This is a genomic window from Candidatus Poribacteria bacterium, from assembly GCA_009839745.1.
Classification (GTDB): Bacteria; Poribacteria; WGA-4E; order WGA-4E; family WGA-3G; genus WGA-3G.
The window spans coordinates 94,308-109,673 of the sequence record VXPE01000079.1 but is presented as its reverse complement, the minus strand read 5'-3'; the positions used below and the strand labels follow the sequence as shown (position 1 = coordinate 109,673).

Below are 15,366 nucleotides of genomic sequence, written 5' to 3'. Positions count from 1 at the left end.
AGTCAACGATTTACCCGTGCTTTTCTAAAGACTAAACTTTTATCAAACTCACGTTTATAAACGTATTCATCTTGGAGGTTAGTTATGTTTCACAGTCAAACCGAACTTATTGAAAAAATTCTTCTTGGTGAAGACTCAACGATGGAATTCAAAAGAGATGTCCCTCACAGAGACAACATAGCAGACGAGATCGCTGCTTTTGCAAATGCCCAAGGGGGAATGATACTCATTGGCGTTGACGACAACAAAGAAATCATTGGAATTGAACTGCAGAAATTGGATAATGTAGAAAAAAGGGTTATTGAAATATGCAATGATAGCATTGAACCTACCGTTCCGATCTTCACAGAAAAATTGCGGATTGATGATAAAAACCTGCTAAAAATAGAGATCCCGCGAAGTTTTTTTGTTCACAAGACTCATAACGGGTATTACACGCGTCGAGAAAAAACCAAAAAAGAGATGTCAACACAACAGTTAACACGCCTGTTTCAAACCCGTTCACAACCACGCAAAACTCATTTCAACACACTACCCGTTCCAAACACATATAGAAGAACACTAAGAGAACCGCTCTATCAACGATTCATCACAGAAGATGCCACTGAAGATGTGATAGAGGATCTACTCCTGAAAAGAAATTTGCTCGTTCAAGAAGGGCGGGTGCTTCGGGCTTCTGTCGCTGGCGTTTTGATGTGTCATGAAACACCTGATGATTTCCTCTATAACAGTTTTATTCAAGCCGTTTATTATAGTGGTAAGGAAAAAGATGCAAACTATCAGATTGATGCAAAAGATTTTAAAGGCCCCCTTGACCAACAGATTATAGCTGCCTTTAAATTTGTTCAAAAACATAACGAGATATCCGCGCGTAAGGAAGTTGGAAGGATAGACCAGCCCCAATACAGCAGGCGTGCTGTTTTTGAAGCAATAGTGAATGCAGTTGTGCATAGAGACTATTCAAAACACGGCTCAAAAATTCGTTTGTTCATGTTTACTGATCGGTTTGAGTTATATTCCCCGGGGGCATTAGCAAATTCTTTAACAATTGATAAATTACCCTATAATCAAGCCACGCGTAATGAACTCTTGGCACGTTTACTTTCGGAAATTACTTTAGATGACGATGTAGAAAAACAAGTAAAGCGGAGACATTTTTTAGAAGGACGTGGAGAAGGTGTTGGCATCATTCTGAACGAAAGTGAGCAGTTGAGTGGGAAAATACCTGTTTATGAACTCTTTAACGAAGAATTATGCTTGACAATATTTGCGGCAAAATCTCTTCAAGAAGGCAATAAATAAATACCGGAGAAAGTAATGTCCAGTACGGTTAACGAAATAGAGATTCTGAACGCAGACGATGCCGAATTGATGCGTATCAGTCGAGAAGGAACGCTATCCTTGAGTCTGAACGAGATGCAGGCAATTCAGACGCACTTCGGAACCCTCGGACGCAATCCTACCGATGTAGAAATAGAGACCATCGCCCAGACGTGGTCTGAACATTGCGTTCACAAAACATTCAAAAGCACCATCCTCTATTCCGAAGAAGGCAAAGCACCAGAACAGATTGACGGCTTGTTTCCAAGCTTCATTCAACGTGCGACGGAGGAGATAGCGAAACCGTGGTGTGTCTCCGTCTTTTCAGACAACGCCGGCATCATTGAGTTTGACGAACAATTCAATCTCGTTTTCAAGGTAGAAACGCACAACCATCCCTCAGCAATTGAACCCTATGGGGGGGCTGGGACCGGGATAGGCGGTGTCATTCGAGATTCACTCGGCACAGGTCTTGGTGCGAAGCCGATTTTAAACACCGACGTATTCTGTTTCGGGATGCCAGATACACCCTACACGCAACTACCGAAAGGCACACTTCACCCCAAGCGTGTCTTTAAAGGGGTTGTCGCTGGCGTGCGAGATTACGGCAACCGAATGGGTATTCCTACGGCGAACGGTGCTATTCTTTTTGACGCCCGTTATACCGCAAACCCACTCGTCTTCTGCGGAAATGTCGGTTTAATACCGAGAAACAGGTGCGAGAAATCCGTTGAACCCGGTGATCTGGTGGTTGCGATCGGTGGACAAACCGGTCGCGATGGAATTCATGGCGCGACCTTCTCTTCTGCAGAATTGGACGATACTTCTGAAAGCCTCGGCAGTGTGGTGCAGATCGGCAACCCGATTATGGAAAAGAAGATTGTGGATGCACTATTGCAGGCACGAGATCGGAATCTGTATCGCTCCATCACCGATTGCGGTGCTGGGGGGTTCTCGTCCGCTGTCGGAGAGATGGGAGAAGATATAGGGGCAGAAGTGCACCTTGAACGTGTTTCTTTGAAATACGAAGGGCTCGCTCCGTGGGAAATCTGGCTCTCCGAAGCACAAGAGCGCATGGTCATCGCTGTGCCACCTGAGAATTTGGATGAACTCATGGAAATATGCGAAGCAGAGGTTGTCGAAGCCACAGTCCTCGGGACTTTTACAGATACCCATAGACTGCAAGTTTTCTATGAAGGCACAATAGTTGCCGACTTGGAGATGGAGTTTTTGCACCATGGACTCCCGATGCCGGTCAAGGAAGCGGTTTGGGAGCCCCCGAAACACCCGGATATGGCATCGCGAGATGGAGAGACTGAGAATTATACCCATGACCTCAAACAACTACTCGCAAGTCCCAATATCGCGAGCAAGGAATCCGTTATCCGGCAATACGATCATGGTGTCCAAGGTGGAATGGTTATCAATCCGCTGGTCGGTGTGAAAAACGACGGACCGAGCGACGCATGTATAACGACTCCCGTCTTAGGCAGTCGAAAAGGTGTAATCGTTGCGAACGGTATCAATCCGAAATATAGCGACGTGGATCCGTATCTCAGCGCAGCTGCGGCAATTGATGAGGCGTTACGGAATGTTGTTGCTGTCGGGGGAACCTTAGAAAAGACCGCATTACTGGACAATTTCTGTTGGGGAAATCCGGACAAACCCGACCGACTCGGCGAACTCGTCCGTGCGGCGAGAGCGTGTTATGATATCGCAACGGCTTACGGCACACCCTTTATTTCCGGGAAAGACAGCCTTTACAACGAATACAGGGATACCACAACCGGTGAACAACGCGCTATCCCTTCGACACTCCTTATATCTGCTATCTGCGTTATGCCTGACATTCAAAACGCCGTCACGATGGACGTGAAAACGCCGGGCAATTTCATTTATGTCGTAGGCAATACCTACGCTGAATTGGGCGGTTCGCACTACTTCAACATTCACGGGTTTGTCGGGAACACTGCCCCTGCCATTCGTCCAAGTGAAGGTAAGTTGACGATGGAACGTCTCAGTGCTGCGATCAATAGGGGATGGGTGCGCTCGTGTCATGACTGTTCTGAGGGCGGTATCGGTGTGGCGGCTGCGGAAATGGCATTTGCGGGTGGCTACGGGATGTCGCTGCGCCTTGATGAGATCCCTACAGGCGAAGATATTGATGCTGACGACTTCCTTCTATTTTCAGAATCAAATAGCCGTTTTCTTGTAGAGATAGAACCCCAGCATCAACATGCCTATGAAAACCACATGGTGGGAATACCGATTGGCTGTCTTGGCACGGTTTCAGACACCTCCGAATTCGTTATCAAGGGAAAGAGTGGACGCTCGATCGTTGAAACGTCTATCCATACGCTCAAATCTGCCTGGCAAGTTTTTTAGCGATTGCTCTTGGGCTGCTGCGTCCGTTGTCCTTGCAGTCTTCCAATCGTTAACGAACCTTTCATAATCTAAAGTAGGTGTTTTATTTTTTTAGCGATTACTCTTGGGCTGCTGCGTCCGTTGTCCTTGCAGGTTTTTAGTCACGTCGCAACTATATTTGGAAACATGCACCTACAAAAAAACAAGCAGGAAACGAAGTGGAGCGCGGATGTACGGAAAGACGATTGAAGCCTCCAACCCATCTGACCGAACCGCAAGGAATGTTTAGAAAGTGTACCCAAGCGTGTAGCCTGCAACAATACGCAGAAATACGCAGAAACACGCAGAAATGCCCAAGCAAAGACCCCTATCAAAAACCCCAAGCAAAAACACGCAGGCGGATATACGTCAATGAACGTTATTCACCCAACTCACCTGACCGAACCGCAAGGAATAATTAAAAAACCGCAAGGAAAGTTAAAAATATGAAACCAAAGGCACTCATTTTACGGACTGCAGGCACAAACTGCGATGCCGAAACCGATGTAGCGTTCCAACTCGCGGGTGCAGAGACAGCGTTGGTCCATATCCAACACCTCATATCAGACAAAGTTAACCTTGCCGACTATCAAATTCTCGCGATTCCCGGTGGATTCTCCTACGGCGATGACATTGCGGCGGGTATCCTGTTAGCCGTCGAGATGAAACACAAACTGACAGACGCGTTGCATCGATTTGTCGAAGATGGCAAGTTAATAATCGGCATCTGCAACGGGTTTCAAGTACTTGTGCGAACAGGCTTACTGCCCGGTAACGGGACATCAGAGATGAGGCAGCGCGCCACATTAGCGATGAATACCTCAGCGAAATTCGAGTGTCGGTGGGTGGATCTGGAAACACAAGAGAGTCCGTGTGTCTTTACAACCGGAGTCAAAGCGCGTGTGTATCTCCCCGTTGCGCATGCTGAAGGTAGATTTACTGCCCCCGCGAAGGTGCTCTCAGAATTAGAAGCCAACGATCAGGTCGTGTTTCGGTATGCCGGGAATAGATACCCTAACAATCCGAACGGTTCCGATAGCGATATTGCGGGTATCTGTGATGCAACGGGCAAAATTTTCGGATTAATGCCCCATCCAGAACGGTTCCTCACGAAATGGAATCATCCGCGTTGGACCCGGAACCCTGCTAACACCCAAGAGATCGGTTCTGAAGAAGGCGACGGATTGGTTATCTTCAAAAACGCGGTTAATTACGTTTTTTCTAATTTTCCTTAACGATAAATTAAAAAATGCCAAATAAGTTATATCGGCGGCTACTCCCATTTTATATGAAATTGCCTGTCTTCTGGGCATTCATCGTTCTTTCGGTGTTAGGACAACTGCTTTGGGCGTTTATCGTTTCACAGGATGTGCGAATTGATCTCCGATGGTCGAGTTTCGGCTACGGCTTAGGCATCGGTTTAGGTTTCATGCAGGGGAAGTGGACATCTCGTCTATGGGATCAATCGTATCTACAGGTTTTAAGGCGGCAGATAACCTTCTGGGAAGCGAAAGGTGCAAAACTTCTGACCTTTTACACCTGTGTGGCACTCGGCTTACCGATTCTTTGTCCTTTCCTGATCCGATCCGTTGACACGTTAGTAGGCATCCAATCCTATGTTTTCGGCTTTATTGGCGCGATGAATGTGGCGTTACTGCTATGGGTGCGGCGCATGCCGAAGTGAATTTTATGAGACTTGATAGAAACCAAGAAAAAGCCGTGAATCACGGCACGGGTCCTGCTATCGTCATCGCGGGACCCGGTAGCGGCAAAACGACAGTCGTAACGGCACGGATTCTGAACCTTGTCCAGACGCATAACATCCCACCTTCACAAATCCTCGCTATTGCCTTTAATAGAAAAGCCGTTGAAGAGATGGAGACGCGAATCCTTCGGGAACTCACATCATCAAAACCTGTCATCCGAACACTTCATGCCTTCGGTAAAGACATTATCACTGAAAACTATGAGCGTGCAGGATTTAATCAAATCCCTGAGATCTGGACGGGTCAGATAGACGAGATTATCGCACAAGAACAGACACAAATTGAACGAGAAGCCTCCAACGTTTCGGTTGCTATCTATAAAATAGAGAGCAAAAGCACCGGTAAGTGCTATATCGGACAAACGACACAACCAGAGCGGCGACGGATGGAACACTTCGAGCACTCCTCGAACGACAGACTCCGACAAGCGATCCGGTCTGAAGGCGAGTCCCACTTCATTTTTGAGGTGCTTGAACGAGTGCCAGGGCGAGAGGCAAACCATCGCGAAGCACACTGGATTGACTTCTACAAAAACCAGGCAAGTGTGTTTAATCGTGCAGATCCGTTGCGAGTGCAGTATAGCAACCAACTGATTCTCGAAATGTTCTGTCAGCATTTTGAGATGCCATACACGGCACACCTCGACAGAGACCCTGATTTTGAGAATCTCCGCGATCGCTTCAACGAGATAAAAGAGACCGTTATGCGAGCGAAACGCAAAGTCACCACCGGATTGTTCGACCCAACAACGCTTGAGGACCCCGTCGCGCAGGCATTTGCCGTAAAATATGAAACACTTAAAACCGAGGCAAACGCTGTCGATTTCGAGGATATGATTATCCACGCCGCGAACCTGCTTGAAACGTGTCCAGATCTTCGGCAAACCTACCGCGACACATATCCGTATCTACTCGTTGACGAATTCCAAGACATTTCCCCCGCTGATTTTCGACTGATTTCACTGTTATCGGAGAACCTCTTTGCTGTCGGCGACGACGACCAAGCGATTTACGGGTTTCGTGGCGGGGATTCCGAAATTATGCAGGAATTCACGGATCGACGGGATGTCGCGAAATACGAAATCACGCGAAACTATCGTTCTACATCAACGATCGTTGAACACGCAAGAGCCTTGATTGAGCGAAATGAGCCGAGAATCAACAAAAACCTTCGGGCGCATAATCCGCGACAGCAGGACATAAAAATTGTTGGGACAACCCCTGAGACTGTAGAAACCCTCTTACGCCGTGAATTGAAATCATCTCAGGAAACCGCTGTTTTGGCACGCACGAACTACGAAACCGACCGGATTCAAGAGATGCTCGCCAGGCGCGCGACCCCTATTGAAGTGACAACGATCCACAAAGCCAAGGGCAGGGAATGGGAAAAGGTGATTCTCGTCCATAACACATTGGGACGGCGTTTCCCGCGGCGTGATAACAATCTTGCAGAGGAGCGGCGTGTCTTCTATGTTGCGATGACGCGTGCTAAGGTAGAACTCGTCGTCCTTGGTGGGCACTGTCCATTTGTGCCAGAGTTTGAAAAAATTCCGAAAAATATTAGTTATTATCTCCGACAGTTTGCGTATTGGCGTGCAAGAAGGAGAGTAAAGAAAGCAAGTGACAGGAAATAGGAATTGTGATATAATAACCCAAGTTGCCATCTTTGTAGCATAGACTGTTAGTCTGTGCAAAAGATTGTGCGTAACCTAACAGGATACGCTACAAAATCGTGCAGCTAAGCAACCGTTTTCAGTGAAAAGGGTGACTGTCTGTCGAAAATCTTGTAAATACCAACTTGGGGTAATTATTAAAAAACAGTTTGGACTGGCATAATCAACAAGAAACCAAAGGAACAAAGAAATGACAAATGAAGAACTCTATCAGGTGATGAAAGATGGCTTTGATCAGGTTAGATTAAACTTTGATCAAGTCAATCAGCGTTTCAATGAAGTCAATCAGCGTTTTAATGAAGTCAATCAGCGTATAGATAGGGTAGATACCCGTTTAGATGGGATGGATACCCGGCTCCGCACTGTTGAGAACGGTATATCGGAGCTTAAAGGTAAGCAAAATGCAATTGCGGGAGTGCGGAGTTGGATAACGGTTGCCTGTGCTATCGGTGCCATAATTATCTCCATTGCCGTTGCCATTTTCAAATAAGCACGCGGTCTGTCTTGTAGCATAGCCTGTTAGGCTGTGCTTGTGCATGCCTCGGGAATCGGAGGTCCTTCCTACCAATTTCAAGAGGCGTGTGAAGTGCTACCTTTAATTTAGACCACAATTTCGCAAAGTTAAGAGAAGGTTTGTCTCTGAAATTCGGCAGGAGTCAGATACCCTAACGCCGAATGGAGACGTTTGTGGTTATATACCTGTGTGAGAAAATGCCCGATGCGTTGTCGAGCCTCGGTAATATCTTGGTAATCGTTGAGGTGGACTTCTTCTTCCTTGAGTGTGCGGATGAGTCTTTCGGCGTATCCGTTCTCCCAAGGACATCCCCTGCGATCGATTGAAATCTCAATAGCGTGTGCTTCGAGCACCGAGAGATATGCATTTGAAAGATACTGCACGCCTTGATCAGAAGGGTGGATCTTCGCAACCCTGTCGTCTAAAGCTTGCTCTAAGGGTTTCAAGGTCAGAGCTTGACTCAAGTGTTGACTGAGGTTCCAGCCTCGAATCATACGCGTAAAGACATCCATGAGCACAGCGACATAGATGAAGCGTCTGTTGAGACGGACGTAGGTGATATCACCGACCCAGACCTGATCCGGATGAGAGACCTCAAGGGTCTGAAGCAGGTTGCGCCACGGTTTATCGCCTTGAAGCGATCTGGTGGTTTGACACGCCCGCTTGACCGAGACCCAGAGATTCATCTCTTTCATCAACCGAGCCACACGCTTATACCCAACGGTGTGTCCTTCGGTTTCCACCAGCAGCTTCGTGATACGTCTATACCCATATGTTGGATACGCCGCTGCGAATCGCAGTATTTCAGCGCGTAGGACGTCTTCAGAGGGGTCGCTTTTGGGTTGATAATAGAAGGTGCTCTAACCGGTTCGTAGGGGCGAGGTCCCCTCGCCCGTCCAAGCCATCGGAAACCTCATAACGTTTCAAAATCTCTAAAATGCGAATTTATCTTTCAGATTTGGTATAAATCGCCCTAACCTTAAAACCATAATTTTGAGGAAACCAAGCCCATTATAGCAATTCATCACCAGTTCAATGCTGAATAAAATATACCGCCACTATAAACCACAAAGTCCTAACCGTTTATGGCAAACGCAACACAAAAAAATCAAAATTTCCATCCCGGCGTAACGGTTCGTGCCATCATACTCGGTTTGCTACTGATTCCGGTGAATACCTACTTCATCATGGCAAACCACCTCAAATTCTGGAGCACTCTCCCGACGACGATGTCCCTCATCTATAACGTGATTATCACGTTGATGGTGCTCATCCCGTTTAACCTGCTGCTAAATCGGTTTCTGCCACGGTTTGCGCTGAGACAGGGTGAACTTCTGACGGTTTTCGTGATGCTGTCGCTCTCTTCGGCAATCGCAGGGCACGATATGATGCAAACCGTTATCCCGACGATAACCGATGCTTTCTGGTTTGCAACCCCTGAAAACGAATGGAAACAGTTGTTTTGGCGGTATCTCCCTGCATGGCTGACCTCTAACGATATGGCAAGCCTGCCGGCGTTCTATGACGGAGAGAGCACTATCTACAGGATGGGGCATCTGCGGGGGTGGCTACGTCCGATTTTCTGGTGGACACTCTTCCTGACCGTCCTCATCTGGGTGATGATCTGCTTGGACGTTTTTCTTCGAAGGCAGTGGATCGAGCATGAACGATTGACGTACCCGATTGTGCAATTACCGCTGGAAATGACAAGGCTCGACGGACGGCTTTTCCGATCCCCTATGATGTGGCTTGGGTTTTCGATTGCAGGGGGTATCAACCTCATCAACGGGCTCCATGTGCTGTTCCCAGAGATTCCCGAAGTCCCCGTGCGGCATGCTGAACTGGGTCAATACTTCACACAGAAACCGTGGAGTTCAATGGGGTGGACACCGGTTTATATTCGCTCGTTCGCCGTCGGACTCGCGTATCTGATGCCATTGGAAATGTCATTTTCAATTTGGTTTTTCTACTGGTTCTGGAAAGCACAACGGATACTGGGCAGCGCGATCGGGCTTGACGTTATGCCGGGGTTTCCGTATGACTGGCAACAGGTGATGGGGGGCTATCTGGTGCTTGCGTGTCTCGCGCTGTGGGGCGGACGCCGCTACTTTCTTAGGATTCTCAAGTATATCTTTCGATGGCGTAAGGCACCCGGCGACCTTGACGACAGTAGAGAACCGATGCGCTATCGCTGGGCGGCGATCGGGTTAGTGTGCGGCTTGTTTTTCCTATTCGCTTTCTCACGACAAGGTGGCATGGAATTTTGGACAATCGGGCTTTACTTTTTAATCTATTACCTGTTAGCGATGAGTCTGACGCGGATCCGCGCTGAAGTCGGACCCCCGACAATACGGACGTATGCAACGCCTCATGATATCCTCACAGATATTTTCGGCACTCGATTGATTTCGCACGGTAGCTTGACGATGATGCGTCTCTATCTCACCTTCAATCGTGGGTCGCGCGCCCATCCGATGCCACATACACTGGAAGGCTTCAAACTCGCAGAGGAAACAGGCATGCGCTCGGGTAGGCTCATTGTGGCGATGATGTTCGCCGCGGTCATCGGGATTCTGGCATCCTTTTGGGCGTATCTTGTTGTCGGATACAATATCGGTGTTGTAAGTGACCTCGGCACGGGTGGTTACAACCTTTTGCAAAGTTGGATATATCACCCGGTCGACACCGATATTCCTGCCGTGATTTTTATCGGCATCGGCGCGCTTTTTACCGGCTTCTTCTGGTGGCTACGCACAATATTTCCGTTCTGGCCCTTTCATCCTGCGGGGTATATGGTCGCTGGTGAGAAATCAACGATCGGTCGGTTGTGGTTTTCGATACTGATCAGTTGGGGTATCAAAACAATATTGCTGAAGGTGGGCGGGATTCGCCTCTATCGCAAAGCGTATCCGCTCTTTTTAGGACTGATTCTCGGGGAATTTATGATAGGGGGTATATGGGTGCTGATTCGCCTCATCACGGGGATGCCGATGTATTCTTTTTATAGATAGCCGTCAGCGATCAGCGATCACCCGTCAGCGGAATAGTTGTCATGATTCCCAGTGAGAATAGCAGTTTCAAAGTTGGGAAGTCACGAAGTGTATCTAAAGTTGGGAAGGGGCATATTAAGTTGTTGTAATTTGCAAACTTTCTAACTTTATGAACTTGCGAACTCTCTGAAGTCTCTGAATCTGATAACTGACCGCTATTAAAAAAGGAGATAAAATATGAATCTTGTTGTTCTTTCCTATAGTCACCACGGACGCAGTATGGGACGCACAGCGCATGGACTCGGACACGAGATCGTAGGTGTCATGGATGCCGAAGCAGAACCGCGACAGCAGTTGTCAGACGATTTTGAATGTCCCGGATATGAGACGGCAGCAGCCTGTCTTGAAGCGAGCAAGCCGGACGCAGCGCTCGTCGCCGGAAAACACATTGAGATGCCCGACCATGTACAGGCGTGCGTGGACCGGCGTATCCCCTACCTCTTGGATAAACCCTTCGCGGATTGTGCCGATCGGTTACGTCCAGCCGCTGAAGCCTCCGAAAAACACGGCATCTTCAGCGCGCTCGTGCTACCGAATCGTGCAAGTCGAATCGTGGGAGTCGTCAAAGAGATGATCGCTGATGGGAGTCTGGGGGACCTCGTCCTCTATAGCAGCAGACTGAACAACCGATCCCCATCCCGTTACGATCCGACCCCTTCGGCTTGGCATAGCACGCCGAGTATATCGGGCGGTGGGTGTTGGGCAGTCGAAGCCGCACACGGCATTGACACATTCCTTCAGTTTGTTGGCGATCGGGAAATTACAGTTGTCGGTGGGGTCATGTCCAATTCCATGCACAGCCGCGTTATAGAGGACAGTGGTCTCGGTGTCCTACGAACAGAAGACGGTATCACGGGCATAATTGAATCGGGGTATAACTATCCCTCAGGGACACGCGGTGGCGATCATTTCTTCCGATTCATTGGAACGAAGGCATCCGTCTTTGAACAGTATGGTCGTAACGGTGAACCTTTGATTGAAGTGCACACAACCGAAGGGGTCCAGTTTAGTGAGGACATCTCTCACGGCGCGAGGATTCAAGGTGTGATGGGTGCGGCATTTGATGCAATCCGCGACGGTGGCACCTTTGAACCGACGGTCGTCGATGCAGTGCGTATCCTTGAAATCCAAGATGCTGTTTACGCACACGCTCGACAGGGTCTGATAACCCATGGTCCGCATCCGATGGGTTGACGACGTTTAGAATGTGTGGTAGAATCTTGCCATCGAAAACATGGAATTGGAAGGAGTAGAATATGCCGAATCTAAATATGTCACAAACGCTCGCATGTGCCGTTGCCGCAGGTTTCGCGTTAGCACCTGCCTTGATTGGAAACACTGCCAGCCACAATACCATCTTTGCCCCGGATGCCGAGCTTAAAGAACTCTTCAACGAGGCACATTTTACGGAAGGGGTCTCCGTCGCGCCGGACGGGACAGTCTATTTCAGCGACATTACCTTCACCGATCAGACGGATATGCAGGCTGGGAACATCTGGAAACACAATCCAGAGACTGGGGAAACAACCGTTTTCCGTTCTCCGAGTGGGATGTCGAACGGGACGAAATTTGACGCGCACGGTCGCTTGGTTGTCGCAGAGGGCGCGGATTTCGGGGGACGTAGGATTACTCGGACAGACCTGACGACAGGTAAGTGCGAAATTATTGCCGGTCTCTATAACGGAAAACCCTTTAATTCACCCAACGATCTGTCGATTGATGAGCAGGGACGCATCTATTTTACGGATCCACGGTATGCCGGGCATGAACCCGTTGAACAGCCCATCTTTGGTGTCTATCGGATCGATCCAGACGGCTCTGTGCATCTCGTCGTCACGGATGCTGGCAAACCCAACGGCATAGCGGTCTCTCCTGATCAACAGACGCTTTATGTCATCAGTCATGACAACGGTGCGATGGATAGTTTTCCTGAGGATGTGCCGCTCCTGAATGGACGTATGGCGCTCCTCGCCTACGACCTCTCACCGGAAGGCACAGCGACTTTCCGAAAAGTGCTGGTTGACTACGCCCCACAAGACGGTCCAGACGGTATGGTGGTCGATGCCGAAGGAAATCTCTTCGTAGCGGTGCGCGATGAAACCCGTCCGGGTGTCCGCGTCTACACGCCTGAAGGAGAGGAACTGGCGTATGTCAAGACCCCCGATAAGCCTACCAACGTCGCCTTCGGACGCGGCAAAACGAGCAAGACGCTCTATATCACGGCAGAAAATTGTCTCTACAGCATCCAAACGACGAAAGAGGGGTATCACCTGCCGCAGAAGTAGGGACTGGGGGATTCAGTCTGGGGGTAGACTGAATCCATTCCTTGTATTACATTCCCAGCCCCTACTTAAACATCGGGATGGAGATTGTGCCACGGCGTAGCACTTTCGTAAGCGTGTCCAACCTGACACAACAACGGCTCTGACAGGTGTTTTCCAACAAACTGAATGCTCAACGGTAGCCCTTCGCTGTTCATGCCACACGGCACAGATAGCGTCGGTGCCCCGTTGTAATCAAACGGCACGGTGAACCGCTGGAATTTCGGATCCCGGGCATCATACCGTCCATACAACATCTTTGGCGTGACGCGGTGTGGGGGTGCTGACATTGACGGACACACCAGCACATCGATCCCCTCAAACACCCGCCTGAGATGTCCTGTGCAGGCGGCTCTCAAATTGTTCGCCTTTGCGTATTCGGCACCTGTCGCCTTCGCGCCCATATCCAGCCAACCTTGGAACCAAGGACCGTAATCCTCCCGTCGGGACGGATAGGTGGCGGCGTGTGCTAATACTGCCTCTGTTGAACACAGCGTGGGCCATGCGGAGACGTATTCAGCCACATCCGGCAGCTGCACTTCAACGATTTCAGCACCTTGATCCCCTAAGACTTCCACACCAGCACAGACGGCTTCGGCAAGTTCAGCGTCAATATCGTTCGTGGCATAGTTCTCGTCAAATCCGATGCGAACCTCCTGAAGGTCCTGCCCAATTCGCGCAAGCATGTTAGGGACCGGATTTGGCAGAGAAGTCGGATCGTTTTCGTCAAACCCAGCGATTGCCGCAAGCATAATCCCAGCATCCGCGACACTCCGCGTCATTGGACCGACATGGTCCATCGACTCGGCGAGCGCGAGCACCCCGTAACGACTGACTCGTCCCCACGTCGGTTTTATGCCGACAATTCCACACGCCGCTGAAGGGAAACGGATGGAACCGCCTGTGTCGCTGCCGAGTGAACCGAAACACAACCCCGCCGCCGTTGACACACCGGAACCGCTCGACGATGAGCCTGTCCACCGGTCGGGATTCCACGGATTTTTCGGAATATCGAATTCAGGGTTGTAGCCACCCATCGCGCCTTCCGTCAGGTTGAGTTTTCCAAGCAGCACGGCACCCGCTGCTTTAAGCTTTGTGATAACAGTGCCATCAAACGCTGGGACGTGATCGGCGAGGACTTTCGCCGCCCCCATCGTGCGGACACCTTTCGTAAAGCAGAGATCCTTTACTGCGATCGGCACACCGTGCAACAGACCGCGGGACATTCCTGCGTCAATCTCCTGCTCCGCCTTCTGTGCGGCAGCCATTGCGGAGTCCGCCATCACCGTCGCATAACTCTTCAATCGACCGTCAAGTGCGTCGATACGCTGCAACAGGGCAGTCGTAATCTCTACAGGCGATACCTGTTTTGAGGCAATCGCTTCCGAAATCTCGGTAATCGTTTTGAAATGAAGTGGTGTTTCAGCCATGTTTTTCCTCGTTTCCAGACTCCTTAATTCAACTCACTCACACGCGGGCGTCCTAAAAGGCGCATCAAACGATCGTCTGCATTTTCCAGTGCGTCTTTAGGAACAGGCACACCGTTGCAGAGACTGAACCGCCAATATGCCCAATATGCCGCATACTGCGATTGCAAAATATAACGCGTCTTACCCGAAAGGTTCGGGGCACCCCGATGCCAACACTGCGGATCCTGTAGATAGATGTCGCCCGCCTTACATAAGATAGAAACAGGTTTATTTCCTTCAAATTCGGGATTGTCCTGATCGTTGGGATGTCTGCCGGAGTAATGACTGCCACGGACGTATTGCGTCGGTCCCTCTTCAATCGTATCAATATCGTTCAATGCCATCTGGACGGTGAACCACATCACAGGCATCCGCAAACGAGGATCGTGGCGCGGCATCTCTTCGGTAACTGGGAAGTGCACCGAGCCGTCAACATGCCACCGATCAATCGAGAGCCCAGGAAGGTTTCGCAGCACGTTCTGCCCACAAAACTTGCAGTTCTCACCGACGATCGCCTCTGCCAAACTCAGAATCGGTTCTCGGAGGAGCATATCCCGGAAAATCGGATCGAGTTCGATCGTGTTCCGTAAAATGAAAGGTAGCGTTTCCTGGGATTCGGCATGCGCACCCATCTGGATGTATCTGACATCCGCAAGTTCAGGATTCGTTATCTCGGCAAGTTTCGGATCCGCGAAAAACGCATCAGATTTTTCCCTTAATGCGGTGACCTCTCCCTCAGTCAACACCCCCGGAATGTAAACAAAGCCATCACGGAAGAATTGCTCGGCAATCTGTGCTGTTTTCTCTTCGCTAAAAGGCTCACCTTTGAGAATTGGACTGTTCGCCATGTT

General features: G+C 49.5%; 12 protein-coding genes. 9 read left to right on the top strand and 3 right to left on the bottom strand.

Annotated features, from left to right (window positions below):
- Window positions 1-84 precede the first annotated feature (84 nt).
- From F4X88_13335 to F4X88_13310, 6 genes are all read left to right on the top strand, one after another.
- A complete protein-coding gene (locus F4X88_13335) occupies window positions 85-1,302 on the top strand; it encodes a transcriptional regulator (GenBank protein ID MYA57273.1) in 1,218 nt (405 codons plus the stop codon).
- Window positions 1,303-1,317: 15 nt separating this feature from the next.
- Entirely contained in the window at window positions 1,318-3,705 is a 2,388-nt protein-coding gene (gene purL / locus F4X88_13330; protein ID MYA57272.1) for a phosphoribosylformylglycinamidine synthase subunit PurL, read from the top strand.
- 464 nt (window positions 3,706-4,169) lie between these two features.
- A complete protein-coding gene (gene purQ / locus F4X88_13325; protein ID MYA57271.1) occupies window positions 4,170-4,958 on the top strand; it encodes a phosphoribosylformylglycinamidine synthase I in 789 nt (262 codons plus the stop codon).
- A gap of 14 nt (window positions 4,959-4,972) precedes the next feature.
- On the top strand, window positions 4,973-5,407 hold the full coding sequence (locus F4X88_13320; protein MYA57270.1) for a hypothetical protein: 435 nt from the start codon (window positions 4,973-4,975) through the stop codon (window positions 5,405-5,407).
- Window positions 5,383-7,122, top strand: a complete 1,740-nt coding sequence (locus tag F4X88_13315; protein ID MYA57269.1) for an AAA family ATPase — start codon at window positions 5,383-5,385, stop codon at window positions 7,120-7,122. The genes F4X88_13320 and F4X88_13315 overlap by 25 nt, the downstream gene beginning before the upstream one ends.
- A 229-nt stretch (window positions 7,123-7,351) precedes the next feature.
- The gene (locus tag F4X88_13310; GenBank protein ID MYA57268.1) at window positions 7,352-7,651 is read left to right on the top strand and encodes a hypothetical protein; all 300 of its coding nucleotides are present in this window, start codon (window positions 7,352-7,354) and stop codon (window positions 7,649-7,651) included.
- A 131-nt stretch (window positions 7,652-7,782) separates the two neighbouring features.
- Here the strand turns inward: F4X88_13310 and F4X88_13305 are convergent, their stop codons facing one another.
- Entirely contained in the window at window positions 7,783-8,418 is a 636-nt protein-coding gene (locus F4X88_13305) for an IS3 family transposase (GenBank protein ID MYA57267.1), read from the bottom strand.
- Between the two features lie 342 nt (window positions 8,419-8,760).
- Between F4X88_13305 and F4X88_13300 the strand changes: the two genes are divergently transcribed.
- The 3 genes from F4X88_13300 (at window position 8,761) to F4X88_13290 (ending at window position 13,010) form a co-directional block, all read left to right on the top strand.
- Complete coding sequence (locus tag F4X88_13300) at window positions 8,761-10,686, top strand: hypothetical protein (protein MYA57266.1); 1,926 nt, start codon at window positions 8,761-8,763, stop codon at window positions 10,684-10,686.
- 216 nt (window positions 10,687-10,902) lie between these two features.
- Complete coding sequence (locus F4X88_13295; GenBank protein ID MYA57265.1) at window positions 10,903-11,919, top strand: Gfo/Idh/MocA family oxidoreductase; 1,017 nt, start codon at window positions 10,903-10,905, stop codon at window positions 11,917-11,919.
- A gap of 62 nt (window positions 11,920-11,981) precedes the next feature.
- The gene (locus F4X88_13290; protein ID MYA57264.1) at window positions 11,982-13,010 is read left to right on the top strand and encodes an SMP-30/gluconolactonase/LRE family protein; all 1,029 of its coding nucleotides are present in this window, start codon (window positions 11,982-11,984) and stop codon (window positions 13,008-13,010) included.
- 65 nt (window positions 13,011-13,075) lie between these two features.
- Here F4X88_13290 and F4X88_13285 read toward each other — a convergent pair whose 3' ends face one another.
- Entirely contained in the window at window positions 13,076-14,476 is a 1,401-nt protein-coding gene (locus tag F4X88_13285; protein ID MYA57263.1) for an amidase, read from the bottom strand.
- 23 nt (window positions 14,477-14,499) lie between these two features.
- On the bottom strand, window positions 14,500-15,363 hold the full coding sequence (locus tag F4X88_13280) for a phytanoyl-CoA dioxygenase family protein (protein ID MYA57262.1): 864 nt from the start codon (window positions 15,361-15,363) through the stop codon (window positions 14,500-14,502).
- Between the last annotated feature and the right edge of the window lie 3 nt (window positions 15,364-15,366).

What these genes read in the sequence shown, in the direction of transcription:
- F4X88_13315 (MYA57269.1), top strand. Translation starts at nt 5,383, where the DNA reads ATGGGTGCGGCGCATGCCGAAGTGAATTTTATGAGACTTGATAGAAAC.
- F4X88_13295 (MYA57265.1), top strand. Translation starts at nt 10,903, where the DNA reads ATGAATCTTGTTGTTCTTTCCTATAGTCACCACGGACGCAGTATGGGA.
- F4X88_13300 (MYA57266.1), top strand. Translation starts at nt 8,761, where the DNA reads ATGGCAAACGCAACACAAAAAAATCAAAATTTCCATCCCGGCGTAACG.
- F4X88_13335 (MYA57273.1), top strand. Translation starts at nt 85, where the DNA reads ATGTTTCACAGTCAAACCGAACTTATTGAAAAAATTCTTCTTGGTGAA.
- F4X88_13320 (MYA57270.1), top strand. Translation starts at nt 4,973, where the DNA reads ATGCCAAATAAGTTATATCGGCGGCTACTCCCATTTTATATGAAATTG.
- purQ (MYA57271.1), top strand. Translation starts at nt 4,170, where the DNA reads ATGAAACCAAAGGCACTCATTTTACGGACTGCAGGCACAAACTGCGAT.
- purL (MYA57272.1), top strand. Translation starts at nt 1,318, where the DNA reads ATGTCCAGTACGGTTAACGAAATAGAGATTCTGAACGCAGACGATGCC.
- F4X88_13285 (MYA57263.1), bottom strand. Translation starts at nt 14,476, where the DNA reads ATGGCTGAAACACCACTTCATTTCAAAACGATTACCGAGATTTCGGAA.
- F4X88_13280 (MYA57262.1), bottom strand. Translation starts at nt 15,363, where the DNA reads ATGGCGAACAGTCCAATTCTCAAAGGTGAGCCTTTTAGCGAAGAGAAA.
- F4X88_13310 (MYA57268.1), top strand. Translation starts at nt 7,352, where the DNA reads ATGACAAATGAAGAACTCTATCAGGTGATGAAAGATGGCTTTGATCAG.
- F4X88_13290 (MYA57264.1), top strand. Translation starts at nt 11,982, where the DNA reads ATGCCGAATCTAAATATGTCACAAACGCTCGCATGTGCCGTTGCCGCA.